The 21,660-nt window shown below is 34.5% G+C and carries 22 protein-coding genes; all 22 read left to right on the top strand.

Annotated features, from left to right (window positions below; all coding sequences use genetic code 11):
* Position 1 precedes the first annotated feature (1 nt).
* The 22 genes from AB4Y30_RS10170 (at position 2) to dnaG (ending at position 21,635) form a co-directional block, all read left to right on the top strand.
* Positions 2 to 991: a FecCD family ABC transporter permease gene (locus AB4Y30_RS10170; RefSeq protein WP_368652123.1), complete on the top strand. Its 990-nt coding sequence runs from the start codon at positions 2 to 4 to the stop codon at positions 989 to 991.
* On the top strand, positions 992 to 1,771 hold the full coding sequence (locus AB4Y30_RS10165; protein WP_368652122.1) for an ABC transporter ATP-binding protein: 780 nt from the start codon (positions 992 to 994) through the stop codon (positions 1,769 to 1,771). It begins immediately after the preceding gene.
* 15 nt (positions 1,772 to 1,786) lie between these two features.
* Positions 1,787 to 2,284 (top strand): pyridoxamine 5'-phosphate oxidase family protein, encoded by a 498-nt coding sequence (locus AB4Y30_RS10160; RefSeq protein ID WP_368652121.1) that lies wholly within the window; start codon positions 1,787 to 1,789, stop codon positions 2,282 to 2,284.
* A gap of 23 nt (positions 2,285 to 2,307) precedes the next feature.
* Positions 2,308 to 2,724 (top strand): DinB family protein, encoded by a 417-nt coding sequence (locus tag AB4Y30_RS10155; protein WP_368652120.1) that lies wholly within the window; start codon positions 2,308 to 2,310, stop codon positions 2,722 to 2,724.
* A 205-nt stretch (positions 2,725 to 2,929) separates the two neighbouring features.
* Positions 2,930 to 3,106 (top strand): 30S ribosomal protein S21, encoded by a 177-nt coding sequence (gene rpsU, locus AB4Y30_RS10150; RefSeq protein ID WP_368652119.1) that lies wholly within the window; start codon positions 2,930 to 2,932, stop codon positions 3,104 to 3,106.
* Positions 3,107 to 3,525: 419 nt separating this feature from the next.
* A complete protein-coding gene (locus AB4Y30_RS10145) occupies positions 3,526 to 4,863 on the top strand; it encodes a nodulation protein NfeD (RefSeq protein WP_368652118.1) in 1,338 nt (445 codons plus the stop codon).
* A 64-nt stretch (positions 4,864 to 4,927) separates the two neighbouring features.
* Positions 4,928 to 5,926, top strand: coding sequence for a flotillin-like protein FloA (gene floA, locus AB4Y30_RS10140; protein WP_368652117.1), 999 nt, complete (start codon positions 4,928 to 4,930; stop codon positions 5,924 to 5,926).
* 30 nt (positions 5,927 to 5,956) lie between these two features.
* Complete coding sequence (locus tag AB4Y30_RS10135) at positions 5,957 to 6,550, top strand: hypothetical protein (RefSeq protein WP_368652116.1); 594 nt, start codon at positions 5,957 to 5,959, stop codon at positions 6,548 to 6,550.
* A 113-nt stretch (positions 6,551 to 6,663) separates the two neighbouring features.
* Positions 6,664 to 6,951: a sporulation protein YqfC gene (gene yqfC / locus AB4Y30_RS10130; protein ID WP_368652115.1), complete on the top strand. Its 288-nt coding sequence runs from the start codon at positions 6,664 to 6,666 to the stop codon at positions 6,949 to 6,951.
* 14 nt (positions 6,952 to 6,965) lie between these two features.
* Positions 6,966 to 8,171 carry a sporulation protein YqfD gene (gene yqfD / locus AB4Y30_RS10125; protein ID WP_368652114.1) on the top strand — a complete coding sequence of 402 codons (1,206 nt, stop codon included), beginning with the start codon at positions 6,966 to 6,968 and terminating at the stop codon, positions 8,169 to 8,171.
* An 11-nt stretch (positions 8,172 to 8,182) separates the two neighbouring features.
* A complete protein-coding gene (locus tag AB4Y30_RS10120; RefSeq protein ID WP_368652113.1) occupies positions 8,183 to 9,145 on the top strand; it encodes a PhoH family protein in 963 nt (320 codons plus the stop codon).
* A gap of 405 nt (positions 9,146 to 9,550) precedes the next feature.
* A complete protein-coding gene (locus AB4Y30_RS10115) occupies positions 9,551 to 11,698 on the top strand; it encodes an HD family phosphohydrolase (RefSeq protein ID WP_368652112.1) in 2,148 nt (715 codons plus the stop codon).
* A complete protein-coding gene (gene ybeY, locus AB4Y30_RS10110; protein WP_368652111.1) occupies positions 11,698 to 12,162 on the top strand; it encodes an rRNA maturation RNase YbeY in 465 nt (154 codons plus the stop codon). Before AB4Y30_RS10115 ends, ybeY begins: the two co-directional genes overlap by 1 nt.
* Positions 12,152 to 12,523: a diacylglycerol kinase family protein gene (locus AB4Y30_RS10105; RefSeq protein WP_368652110.1), complete on the top strand. Its 372-nt coding sequence runs from the start codon at positions 12,152 to 12,154 to the stop codon at positions 12,521 to 12,523. Before ybeY ends, AB4Y30_RS10105 begins: the two co-directional genes overlap by 11 nt.
* Positions 12,524 to 12,554: 31 nt before the next feature.
* Positions 12,555 to 13,454: a GTPase Era gene (era, locus tag AB4Y30_RS10100; protein WP_368652109.1), complete on the top strand. Its 900-nt coding sequence runs from the start codon at positions 12,555 to 12,557 to the stop codon at positions 13,452 to 13,454.
* Between the two features lie 169 nt (positions 13,455 to 13,623).
* Complete coding sequence (locus AB4Y30_RS10095; protein WP_368652108.1) at positions 13,624 to 13,758, top strand: YqzL family protein; 135 nt, start codon at positions 13,624 to 13,626, stop codon at positions 13,756 to 13,758.
* A gap of 15 nt (positions 13,759 to 13,773) precedes the next feature.
* A complete protein-coding gene (gene recO, locus AB4Y30_RS10090) occupies positions 13,774 to 14,517 on the top strand; it encodes a DNA repair protein RecO (RefSeq protein WP_368652107.1) in 744 nt (247 codons plus the stop codon).
* Between the two features lie 315 nt (positions 14,518 to 14,832).
* Positions 14,833 to 15,720 carry a glycine--tRNA ligase subunit alpha gene (glyQ, locus tag AB4Y30_RS10085; RefSeq protein WP_368652106.1) on the top strand — a complete coding sequence of 296 codons (888 nt, stop codon included), beginning with the start codon at positions 14,833 to 14,835 and terminating at the stop codon, positions 15,718 to 15,720.
* Entirely contained in the window at positions 15,710 to 17,794 is a 2,085-nt protein-coding gene (gene glyS / locus AB4Y30_RS10080; protein ID WP_368652105.1) for a glycine--tRNA ligase subunit beta, read from the top strand. The genes glyQ and glyS overlap by 11 nt, the downstream gene beginning before the upstream one ends.
* A gap of 131 nt (positions 17,795 to 17,925) precedes the next feature.
* On the top strand, positions 17,926 to 18,555 hold the full coding sequence (locus tag AB4Y30_RS10075; RefSeq protein ID WP_368652104.1) for a helix-turn-helix transcriptional regulator: 630 nt from the start codon (positions 17,926 to 17,928) through the stop codon (positions 18,553 to 18,555).
* 19 nt (positions 18,556 to 18,574) lie between these two features.
* Entirely contained in the window at positions 18,575 to 19,390 is an 816-nt protein-coding gene (locus tag AB4Y30_RS10070; RefSeq protein WP_368652103.1) for a pyruvate, water dikinase regulatory protein, read from the top strand.
* A 430-nt stretch (positions 19,391 to 19,820) separates the two neighbouring features.
* Complete coding sequence (gene dnaG / locus AB4Y30_RS10065) at positions 19,821 to 21,635, top strand: DNA primase (protein ID WP_368652102.1); 1,815 nt, start codon at positions 19,821 to 19,823, stop codon at positions 21,633 to 21,635.
* Positions 21,636 to 21,660 lie beyond the last annotated feature (25 nt).

Here is a 21,660-nt window from a genome sequence, read left to right as displayed (position 1 = left end):
TATGTCGAAAAAAGTAAACAGCGGAACAATTATTATTTTCACTTTGTTGTTAACTATATCTATGGCAGTAGTAGCAATTGGATTAGGTAGTGTAAAAATACCTATTCCAGATATATTACAAACTATATTTGGAACCTCAGGAAAAGTAGAATATAATACGATCATTTTCGAAATACGCCTACCTCGTGTTTTGCTAGCTATGATTATTGGAGCAAATATGGCGGTTTCTGGTGCAATATTGCAGGCAGTAGTAGGAAACCCTTTAGCTGATCCTGGATTGACTGGTGTGACAAGTGGAGCAGCTGCATTTGTATTAATTATTATGTTGGTTGCACCACAGTATTCCAATTTCATTCCAATCTCAGCATTTGTGGGAGGAATACTAGCTGCAACTGTTGTTTTTATACTTGCTTGGAATAGAAATGGTATTTCACCGATAACTATTATACTAGCAGGAGTAGCGGTAAATGCATTAGCTGGTGGAGTAATGGGTTATTTATCTGTTATGTTCAGTGATCGTTTACCCGCAACAGTACAATGGATGAACGGAAGCTTAGCAGCAAAAGGTAATAATGCTTTAAGCTTAATTGTCCCTTATGCCATTATTGGTTGGGTTATTTCGATATTTGCGATACGAAAGCTTAATATCATACGTATGGGAGAACAGGTTGCAGCAAACCTAGGAGAAAATGTAAATCGAAACAGAATTCTGCTCTCATTACTTGCAGTTTTCTTAGCGGCTATTTCTGTAGCAACAATAGGTATAGTTGGATTTATCGGTTTAATTGTGCCACATATGGCAAGATTAATCGTCGGTTCCAATTATAAATATTTACTGCCAATGAGTATGGTACTAGGTGCCCTTGTTTTACTTGTAGCAGACACAGGTGGTAGAACACTCTTTGCACCAATGGAAATCCCAGCAGGAATTTTAATGGCAGTTGTTGGTGGTCCTTATTTTCTATATTTAATGAAAAGGAGGAAGTTCTAAATGTTTACAGTTGATTCGATATCGGTTCGTTATGATCAAAAGCAAGCAATACAGGATTTTTCTTTTTCGGTGAATAAAGGAGAAGTAGTGTCCATTATCGGCCCAAATGGATCAGGAAAATCAACTTTATTAAAAGCAATTTCGGGTTTCATTCCTTATCATGCTGGAACAGTAGAAATTGCTGGGAAAAACTTAAAATCAATGAAATCAAAGCAGATATCTCAATCCTTATGCATGCTTAGTCAAAAAAACCAAGCACCATATGATATGACTGTTGAAGATCTTGTTTCATACGGAAGGATGCCACATAAACGTTGGTTTGAGCGATTTAATGATGAAGATAGAGAGATCATTACATGGGCATTGGAAAAAACGAATCTCAGATCTTTTAAAGATAGAGCTGTTGCGTCCTTATCAGGTGGAGAATCACAGAGAGCGTGGATTGCAATGGCGTTGGCTCAACGACCTAAAATTCTTTTGCTTGATGAACCAACAACTTATTTAGATATCGCACATCAGCATGAAGTATTAGAACTAGTCAGTGAACTAAATCAAACAGAAAATATGACAGTATTAATGGTGCTTCATGACCTAAATCAAGCTTCACAATACAGTGATCGTGTGATTGTTGTTCAATCAGGTGAAAGGGAAATGGTTGGAACGCCAATCGAAGTAATGACAGAGGAAATGATTCGTAAGGTTTATCATATGAACTCGGAAATTCAGTACATCTCTACAGAGAAGAAACCACGAATTCATTTATTAAGAAAAGCAAAATAAAAGCGAGGGATTACATTGAAGAAAGAAATTGATCTAGATAAACACAGAGGGATGTTTCAATCATTCGTTGAGAAAAAACGTACAGTAATATTGAGTTTTGTTGATGAAGATGGAAAACCGTTTAGTAGCATAGCACCTTTTGTGAAAAAAGATAATAAACTCTATGTGTATATTAGTCAGATTGCCGAGCATCATGATTTAGCAGATAAGAGTGAATGGGTAGATGTTTTGCTTGTAGGGGATGAATCTGAAACGAAGAATGCGTTTGCAACAGAACGTCTACGATTTACTTGTAAACCCAAGAATCTTGGTAATGATGACAATGAAGAAATATTTGAAGTGTTTAATGAAGTATTTCAGCCAAGCTTAATGAATTTATTAAGGGGCTTAGATTTTTCATTATTTGAATTAACACCACATGAAGGTCGTTATGTGGTAGGGTTTGGACTAGCTTTTGATGTGACAATAGATGGATCGATGTTTAATCATGTAGTAATAGATAAGAAGAAATAAGCTAATAATGGAGGAAAATAAAAATGACATATGAAGTAGTACTACCAATTTGGGATGCACTACGTACACGCTTTTTAGAGAAAGCTAAGGGATTAACAGATGAGGATTTAAAGCTTAAGCTTGGGGAAACAACGATTGGCAGCTTACTTTATCATACTGGAGAGGTAGAATTTTATTTTGCAGATTGGTTCTTCGAGAAGAAAAGCGATGAAATAAAGAAGCCTTCACTAACAAGTATTGATGAGTTAGTAACTTATTTAGAAGAATCTAGTCAATTTTTCAAAGAAGCAATGTCAGAATTACCTGATGCGGCATGGCAAGAAGAAAAAGAGACACAGATGGGTAAATCTACACCATTAGAAGCTGTTGGTAGACTCATGTATCATGCTGGAATTCATGCAGGACAAATTACAGATATAAAGAAACATGGAAGTTTATAAAGTTATTAGAAACACAGTCCAGTAATATTTCCACTTGGACTGTGTTTCTAGTTATGATGGTTATCTATATTCTTGATTGGTAAAGATAATCATATAGAAGGCGTTGACCGATTAAAATGATTATAGTATAATTTAAAAAGCATGTATGATACGTATTACATGTATTTATTAATTTGTTGTTATGCTCCGGAGGGAGGGATTTATCATGTCAAATACTACTCGCATTCGTAAAAACGAATCTATTGAAAATGCTATTCGTCGTTTTAAGCGTACTGTATCCAAAAGCGGAACATTACAAGAATACCGTAAGCGCGAATATTATGAAAAGCCTAGTGTGCGTCGTAAGAAAAAATCTGAGGCTGCTCGTAAACGTAAATTTTAATCTATTATAATCATTTACTACCAGCTTAAATCAGGTCTTAAGTAGGATTCCCTCCCACGTAAAGTAACCTGTCAGATGGTTTATTATGATGAAGTAATCATAATAAATTTTAAGAAATCATAATAGAGGGATTTATTAAATATGTATGAACATATACTATTAGTTTAGTATATATGAAGATAAAGGGTCCTTACCATGTGTAAGGCCTTTTTATTTTGCTTTAACATCGAAGGCGTTTTATGGAAACCTTTTGAAGAAAGCTCCTATATTAAGCAGATGCTCTAAAAAAACTAATATTTCTCTGAAAAATCTTCCATTTGATGAAAATAATTTTTGACAATTATAATGGTTATGATGGGGTATCAAGAGCAATATTTAGTATAATGAGATTAAGAGATAAAGGAAAAGGGGTGAGAAGTATGAAGTTAATTAGAAGAATACCGTTAATTATTACATTGACCTTTACTTTTTTAGCTGGTTTTTTAGGACTGATAGATCAAGTAAAAGGAGAAGGTGAAGGGAAATTAGTATATATTGTACCTGTTGAAAAAGAAGTAGAACGGGGATTAGAGGCCTTTTTAGATCGTGCAGTGAGAGAAGCAACAGAGGAAGGGGCAAACCACATTGTTTTTGAAATTAATACACCGGGTGGTCGAGTAGATGCAGCCAGTGATATTGCTCTTTTATTACAAAGTATGGATATGCCATCAACTTCATTTATTTTAAACCAAGCGCTATCTGCTGGTTCTTATATTGCTTTGAATACAGATACGATTTATATGAGACCACAAGCAACAATGGGAGCAAGTGGTGTTATTAATCAAGATGGTACTGCGGCGGATGAAAAAGCTCAATCAGCGTGGATCGCAGCGATGCGAGGAGCAGCTGAATCAAAAGGAAGAGACCCTCAGTATGCTGTTGCAATGGCAGATCCAGAAGTTGATCTTTCAGAATATGGAGCTCCAGCAGGAAAGTTTTTAACATTGGATGCTAATACGGCTTTAGAGGTCAATTATTCAGAAGGTACGGTAAGCAATAGAGTGGAATTATTACATGAGCTTGGACTATCTGATGCAACAATAGTGGAAATGGAAACAACTTTCGCTGAGGAAGTTGCAAGATTTGTTACAAGTCCGATTGTGATTCCTATTTTATTATCGGTTGCGAGTATAGGTTTAATTGTAGAGCTGTATTCTCCAGGCTTTGGGGTAGCTGGATCAATGGGCTTACTTGCTTTATTATTATTTTTCTATGGACATTTTATAGCGGGGTTGGCTGGTATGGAAGCGATAATTCTTTTAGTACTTGGACTCATATTAATCATAGCTGAATTTTTTGTGCCTGGTGGAATACTTGGCATATTAGGGGCCGGGGCCATGATTGGTTCGCTGTTTATGGCTGGCTATGATGTTGGACATATGTCATTAAGTATTTTAATAGCCTTTGTTGTTGCGATTGTTGTATTTGTAATTCTCTATAAAACAATTGGACTAGAAAGAGGAATTTTCCGTCAAATTATTTTAAGAGATCGAACAATGACAGACCAAGGCTATGTGTCTGCAGTAAATCGCTATGATTTAGTAGGTCAACAAGGAGTTACTTTAACACCTTTACGTCCAGCAGGAACAATGCTACTTGGTAATGACCGAATGGATGTCGTATCAGAGGGTGTTTGGATTGAAAATAATAAAAAAGTAGAAATCGTTCAAGTGGAAGGAATGCGAATTGTTGTACGAGAGGTAAATAATGATAGTTAATTCTTTATTCACAAAGAATTTATCTATATACTATATTTAGAACACATCATTAGGAGGGAAATATATGGAATTAGATATTATGCCAATCATTATCATTGCGGTAATATTAATTGCAATTGCAATTCTATTCTCGTTTGTTCCGGTAATGCTTTGGATTAGCGCTTTGGCAGCGGGTGTTAAAGTGGGATTATTCACTTTAGTCGGAATGCGTTTACGTCGTGTTGTTCCATCACGTGTTATTAATCCGTTGATCAAAGCATACAAAGCAGGACTCGATGTAACAACAAACCAGCTGGAGAGTCACTACTTAGCTGGTGGTAATGTAGACAGAGTAGTAAATGCATTAATTGCAGCACATCGTGCAAATATTAATCTGTCATTTGAACGTGGAGCAGCAATTGACCTTGCTGGAAGAAATGTATTAGAAGCCGTTCAAATGAGCGTTAACCCGAAAGTAATTGAAACACCATTTATTGCAGGTATTGCGATGGATGGTATCGAGGTTAAAGCATTAGCGAGAATCACAGTACGTGCAAACATCGACAGACTCGTTGGGGGTGCTGGAGAAGAAACAGTTATCGCACGTGTTGGTGAAGGGGTAGTAAGTACAATTGGTAGCTCTAAAACACATAAACAAGTATTAGAAAATCCAGATTCTATTTCACATACTGTTCTATCTAAAGGACTAGATTCTGGTACAGCTTTTGAAATTTTATCTATTGATATTGCTGATGTGGACATCGGTAAAAACATCGGTGCGATTCTACAAACAGATCAAGCACAAGCTGATAAGAACATTGCACAAGCTAAAGCAGAAGAAAGAAGAGCAATGGCTGTTGCATTAGAACAAGAAATGTCTGCACGAGTAGAAGAAATGCGCGCACATGTTGTGGAAGCAGAAGCAGAAGTACCAAGAGCGCTTGCCGAAGCATTACGTTCTGGGAAATTAGGTGTTATGGATTATATGAATTACCAAAACATTTCTGCTGATACAGATATGCGTAATACAATTGGTAACTTATCAGAAGAAAATCATGACCATAATAAAAATGATGAAAAATAATCTTTTTGTGGAAATGAAAGGAGGGCATTCATGGAACAATTAATTGACTTGATATTAAGTAATCCCTTCTTAATTATTATCATTGTTGGTGCATTGTTTAGCTTGCTGAAAGGAAGTAAAACAGCGAAAGAACAACAAGAGAAACAACAGCAACAAAGGCAACAGCAACAAGGTCAAAGGCAGCCACAGCAAAGAACTAGGTCTGACCAACATAGCACAAGAAAGCCGAATCCGGAGCAACAAGCTTCTGAGAAAAGAACTTCTCCATTACGAGAGTTAAAAGAAGCGATTGAGAAAGAGTTTGCCAACATGAGGGAAGAGAAACAGGTAGAGCCTGTTGCTACTGAAATCCCTCGCATGCAGCAAGTGGATGATATGTATGAACGAGTAAATGCTGCAAAAGAGGAGAGAGAAAGAGCTTATCAACGCGGAATGGATGCAAAACGCCGCCGTGAAAAAGAGGAAAAGAGCTTGGTTTCTCAATACCAGCAAACCAAATTCAAACAAAGCTTTACAAAATCGCTTGGTAAACAAGGCTTAGTAAATAGTGTTATTATGGCAGAGGTATTAGGTTCGCCTAGAGCAAAACAGCCTTATCAAACGCCAACAAAACGTAGACGTTAATATAGCAAATGAAAACCAATCATTGCACATCAAATTATGTGTAATGATTGGTTTTTTGGTTCTTAAAAAGCTATTTCTTTCATAATTATATCATTAGGGAAGGGGGCATTGTTTTGAAGAAAATCTGGACACAATTTCAATCGACAATGCTCAAGACTTTTGATTTACCAGCGGATTTTATTCAGAATACTCCAAAGGTAACAATGATTGGAACACAGCAAGTTATTATTGAAAATCATCATGGTTTACATCATTTTACAGAGCAACAAGTGCAAATAAAAGCAAATCAACATATCTTTTTAATTAATGGAAATGATTTAGAATTAAAGCTTATTCATCCTGAGGTTATTATCATAACAGGTATCATTCATGAAATAAAAACAATGTCTGAAAATGATTAGAATAGGTGGAAGAAATGAAAAGGAATAGCTTAAATTATGCAATTATTCAAGTAGAACGTAAGTATTTTAATAAATTTTTGCAAGAAGCGATGGAAGAGGGAATTATTATATGGAATGTCATCAATATAGATAATGAGTTTTATGAAGCACATATCTCTATTGAGCATTTACCCAAAGCAAAAGAAATAGCCCAGCAAATGAATATTACATTAAAAGTTTTCGCTTTTTACCGGTTTAAATCATTGATTAAGTATGTACTGCAGCATAAAGCATTATTTATTGCTGGAACAATTTCTATACTTTTTTTATTCATGCTGGCTAATCTCATATGGTCTGTTAAAATTAATGGAGTTTCCTTCGATATCCAACAAAAAATCGAAGAGCAATTAAAGCAACATGATATTATGCCACTTCAATTTTCTTTCACAAAAAAATCTAACCACGAACTACAAACTTCTTTACTCCAAGAAATTCCTGAGTTGCTCTGGATAGGAGTTGAAAAAAAGGGGACAAGATATCAAATTGATGCTGTAGAAAAGTCAATTGTTCCAAAAACTGAAGAAACGGTTCCTAGTCATCTTGTTGCTACGAAAAAAGGGGTTATTAAGCGAATGGAGGTACGTAAAGGCTTCCCAGAAGTGCGGGTGAATGATTACGTTACTCCAGGAAAAAGATTGGTGTCTGGGGTATATGAACCTGAGGAAGAAGATGAACAAGATGAAGAAGATGAGGATAAAAACTCTGCTAAGGAAATTGTCGGAGCAGAGGGAAAAATAATAGCAAGAACATGGTATGAAATGAAAATGGCCATTCCACTTGAAATTAATTATGAACGTTTAACTGGTGCAGAGCAAAAGAAGTACTATCTTCAGATGAGCCAGCTACAATTACCTATTTGGAATTTTAAACCTGTTCCTTTTGAACAAGTACAGGAGGAAGACCAAGTAGATCAGCTACATTTATTTCACTACAAACTTCCACTATATTTTATTCAAACAACCATAAGAGAAAAGGAAATGATAAAAGAAACCCGAACAAAATCAGAGGCAATTGAATTAGGGATTGAATATGCAAAAGTCAAAATAAAATCACAACTAGGGATAGATGCAGAAGTAATATCGGAAAAAGTTTTGCATGAATCCTTAGACAATGGTAAAGTAAACTTACACTTATTCATTACTGTGGAAGAAGACATTGCAATGTCAGAACCGGTAACCTAAGGAGATAGATTATGGCAGCAGATAAACTTCATGTTATAGATCTTCAGCTAACAGATCCAAGTGAAGCACTTGCTTTATTTGGTACAAATGATAAATATTTAAAGCAAATTGAAGAAAAAGCAAATGTGAAATTAGTCACACGTGGGGAACAAGTAAGCGTTTCTGGAGCAGATGATGCTATTCGTTATGTGGAAGATACATTACTAGCTTTGTTAGCAGTTATTCGTAAAGGACAAACAATTGCCGAGCGTGATGTAGTCTATGCAGTAAATCTTGCGAAAGCAGGAAAAATAGAACAATTTGAAACGCTGTATGAAGATGAAATAACGAAAAACACAAAAGGGAAATCAATTCGTGTAAAAACATTAGGTCAGAAGAAATATGTTTCTGCTATTAGATCTAATGATTTAGTATTTGGAATTGGTCCCGCAGGTACAGGTAAAACATATTTAGCAGTTGTTTTAGCTGTTCATGCATTAAGAAATGGCTTTGTGAAAAGAATTATTTTAACTCGCCCCGCTGTTGAAGCTGGAGAAAGCCTTGGATTCTTACCAGGTGATTTAAAGGAAAAGGTTGATCCTTATTTACGTCCATTGTATGATGCCTTACACGATGTTTTAGGGGTAGAGCATACAGTTCGATTAATTGATCGCGAAACGATTGAAATTGCACCATTAGCCTATATGCGTGGACGTACATTAGATGATGCTTTTGTTATCTTGGATGAAGCTCAAAATACAACACCAGAACAGATGAAAATGTTTTTAACTCGTTTAGGATTTGGATCAAAAATGGTCATCACCGGAGACATTACTCAAGTAGATTTACCAAAAGGAGTTAAGTCAGGATTAGTCGTAGCTCAAGAAATGTTAAGTGAAGTATCAGGTATTTCATTTATTCATTTAGAACACACAGATGTAGTACGTCATCCACTTGTACAAAAAATTATTCAAGCATATGAAAAAGAGGTTTAAGAGGATGTTCAAAAAGTCCAATAAAAATGATACTTCGAATTTCTGCTTTATCACACTTTTTGAACACGTACTTTAACTAACTATTTAGATGTAATTTTCTTTTAATGCCTAAGGAGAATTACATTTAATTTTTATCAAGAGAAGACTGGGAGAAAATATGAATCCATAGAAGCGGATATAGTTGAGATGAAAGTATTTTAACTAGCAAATCTCGAACAAAAATTGTGTTATTATTCGCTTTAGAAATATACTTCGTGTATCTATATACCGTTCGTTTTTATGCTAATCACTTCTTTTGTCTTAACTTCTTAATTAAATAAAATATTTTCATCCCAGTCTCATCTTTATCATTAGTGAAAGTTTTACGATGTAATTTTTGTTTTATACAGGTATGAGGTGATGTTGATGAAGAATAAATTGTACCATTCATTCCAAAAAATTTTCCGAATTCAAACGAGAAGTATTTTAATTACTTTACCTGTGCTTGTGTTGGGGATTTTTACGGTGCTTTTAACCTTAAATAATGTGTACACAGAAACATATGATATTGAACGTTTTAACCGTGCAAAGGAAACTATTCGTTCACCAATAACAATTGAGAATGAATCAGAAACGCAAAGAAAAGTTAGAGAAACTTCGCTAGCAGTAGAAGACAGATATAGTGTATCAGAGGAAATAACAGAGGAAAGATTAAACTATATAGAGGAAATTTTTGAAGCTATTTCAAAGTTAGACAATCGATTAGAAAATGAAAATCATTCTGCAGATACAGCAGAGCCAGAGGTTACTTTAACAGAAGCAGAAAAAGTGAAACGTTTAAACCAAATCTTATCTCCAGAAATTATTGAAGCTGTAGGTGAGAATATTTTCATTCAATTGATTGACTTGGGGGAAGCGGAACGCCAAGAAGGTAAAGAGATATTTATAGAGACATTAAGGAATACATTAAACGAAGGTGTTCGAACACAAAATATTCAAACTGCACGTAATAATGTAAAGCAAAATGTTATGTATGCCAAAATGAATGTGAATTTGAAACAAGTGTTAATTGATTTAACTGATTTTGCTATAGTTGAAAATTCCTTTTTCGATCCTGAGAGAACAACAGAAGCCAGAAATGAGGCTGCAAGTAGTGTGGATCCAGTAATCATTCGTGCTGGAGAAATTATTGTACGTGAAGGACAAATTATTACGAATGAAGTCTACGAGGAACTTGCATTAGTTGGTGTATTAGATAAAGAAAGAAATATTTTTCCAATTGTAGGCTTGATTATTTTTATCTTATTAATTACTGGTGTATTAGCATATGAAATGGACCGGTTAGCAAAGCAAAAACGTCTAGATTTTCGTAAGGTCATTTCAATTATTATTGTTACCATTCTTATTTTATCCTTAATGAAAGTAGTTAGTATATACACCACACAAACAAATAGGTTGTATTTTCTCGTGCCAATTGCAACAGGAACATTGTTGATGAAACAGTTGATCAGGGAACGGATGGCAATTGTTTTATCTGTGCTTTATGCAATTATAGGAAGCATTATCTTTAATGGCGAAATTCCCGGATCATTAAATTTTGAAGCAGCAGTATACTTTTTCTTTTCGCAAATGGCAGCAATTATCTTTTTACGTAATGTAAAAGATCGTCTATCCATCGTTCGTTCAGGAATTGGTATGGCCATTATCAATGTACTAACTATCTTAATATTTATCCTATTATCTTTTGAAAAATATGGCTTAAAAGATATTATGATTCAATCTGGATTTGGTGTAGCATCAGCATTTTTATCAGCTGTCCTTACACTGGGTTTATTACCATTCTTTGAGACAAGCTTAGGGATTTTATCAGATATTAAATTATTAAGCTTATCTAATCCAAACCAGCCTTTGTTAAGAAAATTATTAGTTGAGGCGCCTGGAACTTATCATCATTCCATTATGGTAGCTAATTTAAGTGAAACTGCTTGTGAAGCAATTGGTGCAAATGGATTGCTAGCTCGAGTTGGAGCGTATTATCATGATATTGGTAAGACGGTGAGGCCACATTATTTCATTGAAAACCAATTATCAATAAAAAATCCTCATGATAGCATTAGTCCGAAACAAAGTGCTGAAATCATCATTAGTCACCCCTATGATGGAGTGACCATGTTGAAGGAGCAGCGTTTACCTAAAGAAATTATCGATATTGCGAAACAACATCACGGTACTTCTTTACTGAAATACTTTTACTTTCAAGAGAAAAAAAATAACGAGAACGTGAAGGAAGCGGAATTCCGTTATCCAGGCCCTAAGCCACAGACAAAAGAAGCGGCAATTGTTTGTATCTGTGATTCTGTAGAAGCGGCAGTGCGTTCATTAAAAGAACCAACAGAAGAGAAAATAGAAGAAATCGTTGCATCAATTATTCAAGATCGTATGATTGATGGACAGCTAGATGAAGCACCTATTACTTTAATGGATCTTAAAAATATTCGTATTGCGATTTGCGAAAGCTTAAAAGGAATATTCCATTCACGTATTCAGTACCCATCAAAGGAGGAAGCCAAGTAATGCAAATTGACTTTTCTGATCAAACTAACCAACTTTCTGAAGAAGATCTTGCCTTGTATGAAAAACTAGCGCAATTTGTTGCCCAAAAAGAAGAAGTTGCTGATAATACTGAGTTATCCATTAACTTCGTCGATAATGCAGAAATCAAGCAGCTTAATCGAGATTATCGACAGAAAGATGAGGTAACAGATGTAATTTCTTTTGCACTACAGGATGAAGCAGAGGGTGAGGTAGCCTTTCATATGGAGGACATGCCTTTAATGCTTGGAGACATTATTATTTCTGTTGATCGTGCAAAAGAACAAGCAGCAGAATATAATCATTCCTTACAAAGAGAAATGGGTTTCTTAATCGTACACGGTTTTCTTCATTTGCTTGGTTATGATCATCTTACAGAAGAAGAAGAGAAGATTATGTTTGCAAGACAAAATGAACTTTTAGGTGAATTTGGCCTTGAAAGATAAACCGAAAAAGAAAAATATAGGCTTTCTTTATGCAAAACAGGGTATAGTAGAAATAGTAAAGAAAGAGCGTAACTTTCAAATCCATTTATTTGCTGGGATAATCGCGGTACTGTTCAGTTTTATTGTAAAGCTAAGTTATATCGAATGGGCGATAATTATTTTAACAATGAGCTCTGTGTTTATTACAGAAATGATAAACAGTGCCGTTGAAAGGATTATAGATTATGTAAAGCCTGAATATCATATCCAAGCAAAAATCATTAAAGATGTTGCAGCAGGTGCTGTATTAGTAAGTGCGCTTACAGCTGTAATTATCGGATTGATTATCTTTATACCGAAAATAGTGGAATTAGTAAATTAAATAGTTAAAAACAAGGGTTCGGGGGACTTTTATGGAAGACTTTAAATCAGGATTTATTGCAATCGTTGGACGACCAAATGTAGGGAAATCAACATTTATGAATCGCGCAGTAGGACAAAAGATAACGATTATTAGCGATAAACCGCAAACAACAAGAAATAAAATACAAGGAATTGTAACAGATAAAGAAGCACAAATGGTGCTTATTGATACTCCAGGAATTCATAAACCGAAGCATCGTCTTGGTGATTTCATGGTAAAAGTTGCCGAAAGTGCATTAAATGAAGTAGATGTTGTTATGTTTATGGTGAATGCTGATCAAGGGTATGGAAAAGGGGATCAGTTCATATTAGATCGTTTACAAAAAGTAGAAAGTCCTATTTTCTTAATTATTAACAAAATAGATCTGATTCATCCAGATGAACTACTATCACTTATTGATTTATACAGAGAAAAGCTTGATTTTGCAGAGATTGTGCCTATTTCTGCATTGACTGGTAATAATGTTCCACGTTTAATAGATACATTAAAGAAATATTTACCAGAAGGACCTAAGTTTTATGATGAAGATCAAATTACGGATCATCCAGAAAGATTTATCATTAGTGAATTAGTGCGTGAAAAAGTATTGGAATATACACGTGAGGAAATCCCACATTCTGTTGCTGTTGTGATAGATAATATTGAAAAGCAGGATGATGACACTGTACTTGTTCAGGCTTCAATCATTACAGAAAGAAAATCGCAAAAAGGTATTTTAATTGGAAAGCAAGGAAGTATGCTGAAAAATATCGGAAAAAAAGCACGTTTAGAAATTCAAAGCTTGCTAGGAAGTAAAATTTATTTGGATTTATGGGTAAAAGTTCAACGTGACTGGAGAGATAAAGAAAGACATTTACGTGAATATGGTTTTAATGACACGGATTACTAAGATTGGAAATAATTGAATACGATTTTTCAACGAATTTTGGTCAACATAATATGTATAATGCGTGTTCAAAAAGTCCGATAAAGGATCGTCAAGTAAACAATGTCCTGTCGCAGCTTTTTGAACAACCTCGTATAGAAATTTAAAATCATATAGAAGGGTGGAGTTACTGTTGTTGGACGCATGGAAATTCTTTTGTCAGACAGGTCACATCGAAGCCTATTTATATTTTAAAGAACTAGAAAATAAGAAATTAATATGGACTGGCCAAAGCAACCATTCTCTTTCTAAAAATACTGATGGATAAAAGAGGGGATGTACATTGCTTGAAAAAATGAATGGTATTATTATAAAGACGCAAGATTACGGTGAAACACATAAACTAGTGACCATTTTCAGTAAGAAACTTGGAAAATTCACCGCATTGGCTCGAGGTGCAAAAAAACCTAAAAGTAGAATGGCTGCCGTAACGCAGCCATTTGTCTATGGAGAATTTTTTGTCTATGTAAATACAGGACTTAGTACGATTCAACAAGGAGAAATCCTTGATTCTTATCGCCAGGTTCGTGAGGATATTATTAAAACAGCTTATGCAGCATATATTGGTGAGCTCTCGGATAAATTATTAGAAAGTAAAAAGCCAGTGCCTCACTTATTTGATCAATTTTTGCAAACATTAGATTGGATGAAAACACATGATGAGGTGACAATCCCTATCATGATGTATGAAATGAAAATATTTGAGGAGGGTGGCTTCAGCCCAGTTGTACATCATTGTGTTAATTGCGGAAAAAAAGAAGCACCATTTCTGTTTTCGATTAAGGAAGGTGGCTTGCTCTGCCGAAATTGCCATAGTCTTGATATAAACGGTATTCCAATGTCTAACACATTAGTTAAGCTCATCTATACTTTTGCAAAGGTTGGCTTAGAACAGGTTGGTACTATTTCAGTAAAAGAAGAGAATGAAAAAATCCTAAGAAAGATATTGGATGCTTATTATGACCAATATGGTGGTCATTATTTGAAAACAAAAAAATTCTTGTCTCAAATTGATTTATTGAAATAGCATGCAATATTTGACAAAATGAGCGGATAACAGTATATTTATACATACTAAAAAATTTATTTATTGCGTTGAAAGAAAAGCTTTTATAAATACTTTTCCAAGCGAGTCTGGGATAGTGTAAGCCAGATAAAAGGAAGATAAAAGTCGGCGTTCTGGAGCAACTTATGATGAAGGTGGCTTTTCTATACGAAAAGCAAATAGGGTGGAACCGCGGTTAATCCCGTCCCTATGTCAATTATCGACATAGAGGCGGTTTTTTTGTTGCACTAGAATAAAAAAGTAAGGTTTTCTTTAGCGAATGATGGAGGGATGACAATGAACATTCAAAAAATGATTCTAACGTTACAAAAATATTGGTCAGAGCAAAACTGTTTATTAGTGCAAGCATATGATACGGAAAAAGGAGCCGGTACGATGTCGCCAATGACATTATTACGTAGTCTCGGTCCAGAACCATGGAATGTAGCATATGTAGAGCCATCTCGCCGCCCTGCTGACGGGAGATATGGAGAAAACCCGAATAGATTGTATCAGCATCATCAATTCCAGGTAATTATGAAACCATCTCCTGCAAATATTCAGGAATTATATTTAAAATCATTAGAGACTTTAGGAATTGATCCTTTACTGCATGATATCCGTTTTGTAGAGGATAACTGGGAAAACCCTACTCTTGGAGCGGCAGGCTTAGGCTGGGAAGTATGGTTAGATGGAATGGAAATTACGCAGTTTACGTATTTCCAACAGATTGGTGGAATTGAAACAAATCCAGTTGCTGTTGAAATCACTTACGGAATTGAACGATTGGCATCCTATATTCAAGATGAGGAAAATGTCTTTGATTTAGAGTGGGGACCAGGAGTAACAGTGAGAGATATTTTCATGCAGCCGGAATTTGAACATTCTACTTATACGTTTGATGAATCAAATACAGATACATTATTCCAATTATTTACGTTATACGAACAGGAAGCTAAGGACACGATGGAAAAGAATCTTGTCTTTCCAGCGTATGATTATGTTCTAAAATGCTCACATACCTTTAATTTGTTAGATGCTAAAGGTGTTTTATCTGTAAATGAGCGAACAGCTTATATTGGGCGAGTTCGTAATTTAGCAAGAAGTATTGCAAAAGCATATATTTCTAAAAGAGAAGAACTTGGATTCCCAATGCTGAAGGGAGGAAATGAAAGTGACAAATAACGTGTTATTTGAAATTGGTATTGAAGAATTACCAGCACGTTTTATTGATGATGCAGAAATATTTTTAGCAGATCGAACCAAACAATGGCTAGAAGAATTACGAATTGATTTTGATGCTATTCATTCCTTCTCAACACCTCGTCGGTTAGCTGTTGTTATTGAAAATATAGCTGACGTGCAGACATCTATTACAGAAGAAGTAAAAGGACCTGCAGAGAAAATTGCAAAGGATGCCGATGGAAATTGGACAAAAGCAGCAATTGGTTTTACTAAAGGGCAGGGAAAATCAACAGAGGACATTTATTTAAAAGAAGAAAAAGGAACAAATTATATTTTTATTCAAAAGCATATTGAAGGACAAGAAACAAAAAGTTTACTTCCAGGCTATAAAACAGTTATAGAATCCATTCCTTTTAAGCAAAATATGCGCTGGGATAGCTATACAATGCGATATGCCCGTCCAATACGCTGGTTAGTTGCTCTTTATAATAATGAGGTGATTCCTTTTGAAATTGCTGGGGTTTGCACTGGTCGAGTAACAAATGGGCACCGTTTTCTAGGTGGAAAAGTATCCTTATCTGATCCTTTAGACTATGAAGCAGCATTGCGGGAAAGCTATGTCATTGTTAACAAAGAAGTACGTGAACAAATAATTCTTGAAGGTATTCAAAAATTAGAAGCAGAAAAAGACTTCCATATTGGGCTCGATCTAGAATTATTACACGAAGTAAGAAACTTAGTAGAGTATCCAACCGTCTTCTATGGTGAGTATGATAAAGCATTCTTAGATATTCCAGCAGAGGTTTTAATCACATCGATGAAGGAACATCAACGTTATTTCCCTGTGATGAATGCACAGAACCAGCTATTACCATACTTTATAAGTGTACGTAATGGAGATGCAGATGGGTTAGAAACAGTAAGAAGAGGGAATGAAAAAGTACTTCGTGCGCGTTTAGCAGATGCTAAATTCTTCTATGATGAGGATCAAAAGCAGTCTATCTCCTTTTATCAAGAGAAACTAGAAAAGTTAGTGTTTCAGGAGAAATTAGGAACGGTATCTGAAAAGGTTAATCGAGTAACAGCATTTGTTGAAGAGATTGGCAATTTATTAAAATTAGATGCAGATCAAGTCAAGCAGGGGAAACGAGCAGCAGAAATATGTAAATTCGACTTGATGACAAATATGGTCGATGAATTCCCAGAACTCCAAGGGATTATCGGGGAAAAATATGCGCGATACTTCGGAGAAGATGTTACTACCGCACAGGCTATTCGTGAACATTATCTACCAATTCAGGCAAGTGGAGATTTACCAGAATCAACAATCGGATCTATTCTTAGTATTGCAGATAAATTAGATACGATTATTGGTTATGTGTCTGTAGGATTAACACCTTCAGGCTCTCAGGATCCATATGGTTTACGTCGTCAAGCAACAGGTGTATTAAGGATTTTGAAGGAAAATCAATGGAATATTAAATTAGAAAGTTTATTATCCATTGGAAGAAGCCTATATCAATATTTAGAGTTAAGTGATGAGGAAAACGAAAAGATAACAGACGCGCTACATCAATTTTTTGCATTAAGAGCTTCCTTCCTTTTAAAAGAACAAGCAATCGAACAGGATGTTATTCAAGCAGTTTTTGCTAAGCAAATTGGTGTGTTTTCATATCAGTTTGAAAAAGCTAAACTCCTTTCACAAAAGCGTAATGATGAAGCATTTAAACCTGTTCAAGAAGCTCTTGTTCGTGTGTTGAATATTGCTAAAAAAGGGAAAGCATTAGATATTGATGAGGGTATTTTTGAAACAGAATCGGAAAAAGATTTATTTGTAGCATATGAGCAAACACAAACAAAGTACGCACAGGCTACAAATCAATTAAATGTTGAAGATGCGTTACAAGCACTATCAGCATTAGCTAATCCAATCCATGCCTTTTTTGATAATAATATGGTAATGGTAGATGATGAAAAGCTTAAAACAAATCGTCTCTCACTATTAGCTCATATCTCTTTATTGATTCATGATTTTGCTGATTTATCATATGTTCAATGGAAGCAACATGCTTGATCAAGAAATGTTTTAGGTAGCGGGTAAAGTTTTCCCTCTATTTTTGATTTGTGTCATAGCAGTTGAATATAAATAGTTGTATAATGTTGTGCATGAGTAGTATAACGTAATTGTTTTGGACGGTGATAAAAGTGGATTTATCAGTACGGCAGGAAAAAATAATTGCTATTGTAAAAAGTGATGGACCAATAACAGGAGAAAAAATTGCAGGAAAGCTTAATTTAGCAAGAGCAACATTAAGACCAGATTTAGCAATCTTAACAATGGCTGGCTATTTAGAAGCAAGACCACGAGTTGGTTATTTTTATTCAGGAAAATCGGGTTCAGAGTTACTAACAGAGAAGATAAAAAAGTATAAGGTAAATGAATATAAATCTGTGCCAGTAGTTATTAGAGAGAACATGACAGCATACGATGCTGTTTCTACTTTCTTTCTAGAGGATGTAGGGACTATATTTGTTGTGGATGAACATAGCTGTTTAATAGGTGTGCTTTCTAGGAAGGATTTATTAAGAGCTTGTTTAGGTAATCAAGATTTAAATACGATGCCAGTGCATATTATTATGACACGCATGCCAAATATTACCATTTGCACAGGAGAAGATTTGCTTATTGATGCTGCCAAAAAATTAATAACAAGGCAGATAGATGGACTTCCTGTTGTGAAGAAAACGGAATTTGGACTAGAAGTGGTAGGGCGAATTACTAAAACTACGATTACAAAAGTATTTGTAGAATTGGTAACAAACGACGAACTATAGGAGGCTGGTTAAATCAATTATGAATAGACAAATCGAAGTATATGTCTTATCTGATTCTGTTGGAGAAACAGCTGAACTTGTTACCAAAGCAGGTCTAAGCCAGTTTCAAGGCGAAGATTATATTATTCATCGTATTCCCTATATCTGTGATTATCATACTATTGATGATACGCTGAGAATGATGGAAGGTAAGGATAATACTATCCTAGGTTTTACCTTTGTTGATCCTGATTTACGTAAGTATTTAAATGATAAAGCAGAGCAATATAATATTGCTACAATGGACATTATGGGGCCGATATTGACAACGATGGAACAAGTTTTTAAACGTCCACCGTTAAAAAAACCAGGACTTGTTCATGCATTAGATGATGATTATTTTAAGCGGATTGAAGCTATGGAATTTGCTGTAAAGTACGATGATGGAAGAGATTCACGTGGCATAACAAGGGCAGATATTGTGCTAATCGGATTATCTCGAACCTCAAAGACGCCACTTTCTCAATATTTAGCTTTGAAACGATATAAAGTAGCCAATGTTCCTATTGTGCCAGAGGTTGATCCTCCTGAAGAGCTATTTCGTATTGATCCAAAAAAATGTATAGGATTACGAATTAATCCTGAGAAATTAAATGAGATCAGAAAAGAAAGATTAAAAGCACTTGGTCTTGGTAATCAGGCAATATATGCGAATAAACACAGAATAAATGAAGAGATTATTTATTTTAATGAACTTGTTGAAAAAATCGGTTGTGAAGTAATCGATGTTTCCTATAAGGCAGTAGAAGAAACTGCTAATATAATTATTCAAATGATGAAAAATGTTCATAATTAATTTCAAGTTTCCAAAATTTTTTATGATGTCGTAGGACATGCCGAAAAAGGCGATATAATAGGAAATTGCGTTTGTTAATCTATAAGTATGTTTTGTACAAAGCACAGTATTTACACAAAACCAGTTTTTTATACGTTTTTTAAGGTAGATTTTCAGTTTTTTTACTAGCCTGATTAAATAGTTTCGACTATAATAGAATCTTGTCGACAAAATGTTAAATTCATCAATTTCGACATAGAATATAAGAGCATATAAAACTTTTCTGAAATAAAGGAAAAAAGAACCTCAATAAAGAATAATAAGGATAACATTTTCAGTTTTATATGTAGTAATTTATATTTTTTTAGAAAAAAATGTCGAATTTTAAAGGAGTTTTCCTATTTAATTACGAATTATTAGTTTAATAGAACTAAATATGGTGGTATTTAAAATGAATAACCGAATTCCTGATGAAGTGGTTGAGAAAGTTCGTAAGGCAAATGACATCGTTGATGTGGTTGGAAATTATGTTCAGCTTAAGAAGCAAGGTAGAAATTACTTTGGCCTATGTCCATTTCATGGAGAAAAAACACCTTCATTTTCTGTCACACAAGACAAACAGATATATTATTGTTTTGGGTGTAAAAAAGGCGGAAATGTTATAAGTTTCTTAATGGAACTTGAAGGATACTCATTTTATGAGGCATTAAATTTCCTTGCTGAGAAAGGTGGTATTGACTTATCGGATGCTGGAATAAGGGAGCCGACTTCTAATGTTTCAGAAGAAAGTCAACAACTTTTATCTGTGTATGAGTGGTTAACTAAATTGTATCAACATATTTTAAAATACACAGAAGAGGGTAAACAAGGTTATAACTATTTTCAGCAAAGAGGAATCACAGATGAAAGTATTCAAACATTCCAATTGGGATATGCTCCAAATATTAAAAACTTTACTGCTGACTTTTTAACAAAGAAAGGATTTCATCAACAACTACTTGTAAAAGCAGGGTTACTTGGTATTCAAGATGACCAAACAGCCTATGACCGATTTAGTGGTAGGATTATTTTTCCAATCCGTAATCATCTTGGAAAAATTGTTGCTTTTGGTGGGAGAACTATTACAGATGAGAAACCTAAATACTTAAATAGTTCGGAAAGCGATTTGTTTCATAAAAGTAGAATATTATATAATTTCGACTTAGCAAAAAAACATATTCGCAAAGCAAATGAAGTTATTTTATTAGAAGGACAAATGGACGTTATCTCAGCATATCAAGCAGAAATTGGACATGTTGTGGCAACATTAGGGACTGCACTCTCTGAAAGTCAAGCTCAGTTAATACGAAGATATGTAGATACAGCAGTAATTTGTTATGATTCTGATTTTGCAGGTTTAGAAGCAAGCTATCGTGCAGCATTGTTATTACGTACAGCTGGGTGTCATGTAAAAATAGCAAACTTACCTGAAAATTTGGATCCAGATCAGTATATTAAAACATATGGATCCGAAGACTTTTTAAATAAAATTATTAAAAATAGTGATACGTTTATAAATTTTTACATGCGTTATATAAAAAGGAATTATAATTTGCAAATAGAAAGTGATCGTATCACATATATTCAAGAGATATTAAAAGAAATTGCCAAAATTGAAAGCACAGTAGAAAGAGAACATTATATTCGTGATTTAAGTAATGAATTTCAATTATCAATGGACTCTATGTTAGATGAAATTCATAAAATCCGACAGAATGCGCAATTTACTGAGGATAAGAGAGCAAAGAACAGATATACTAATAAGGCAAGTTCAAAACAGTTGACAAATCAATTGTATCCTGCATTTCAAAATGCAGAAAGACAATTACTTGCATATATGTTGCAAAATAAGGGAATTGCTGAACGTGTACAAAAAGATTTAGCTGGTAATTTTAATATTGAAGTGCATAAAATTATTGCAACTCACTTATATGCCTTTTACGAAGAAGCAACAGCTCCTGATGTAAGTGGTTATTTAGATAAATTAGATGATGAGCAATTAAAACAGCTTGTTATTGAATTATCAATGATTTCAATACGTGAGGACATTGATGAACAAGAAATTCGTGATTTAATAAAAATGATTCAAAATCATGCAGAAGAAAACACTTCATTACACGAGTTATATCTGCAGCAAAAGCAAGCAGAGCAAGAGAATGATCCGATAAGAGCCGCACAAATAGCAATGCAAATTATTGCTATAAAGAAGCAGTTTAATAATCGATAATATATTGATGGATATTGGAAGGAGG

The organism is Ornithinibacillus sp. 4-3, from assembly GCF_040958695.1.
In the GTDB taxonomy this organism is placed as follows: domain Bacteria; phylum Bacillota; class Bacilli; order Bacillales; family Amphibacillaceae; genus CALAMD01.
This window is presented reverse-complemented; position numbering and strand designations above follow the sequence as displayed.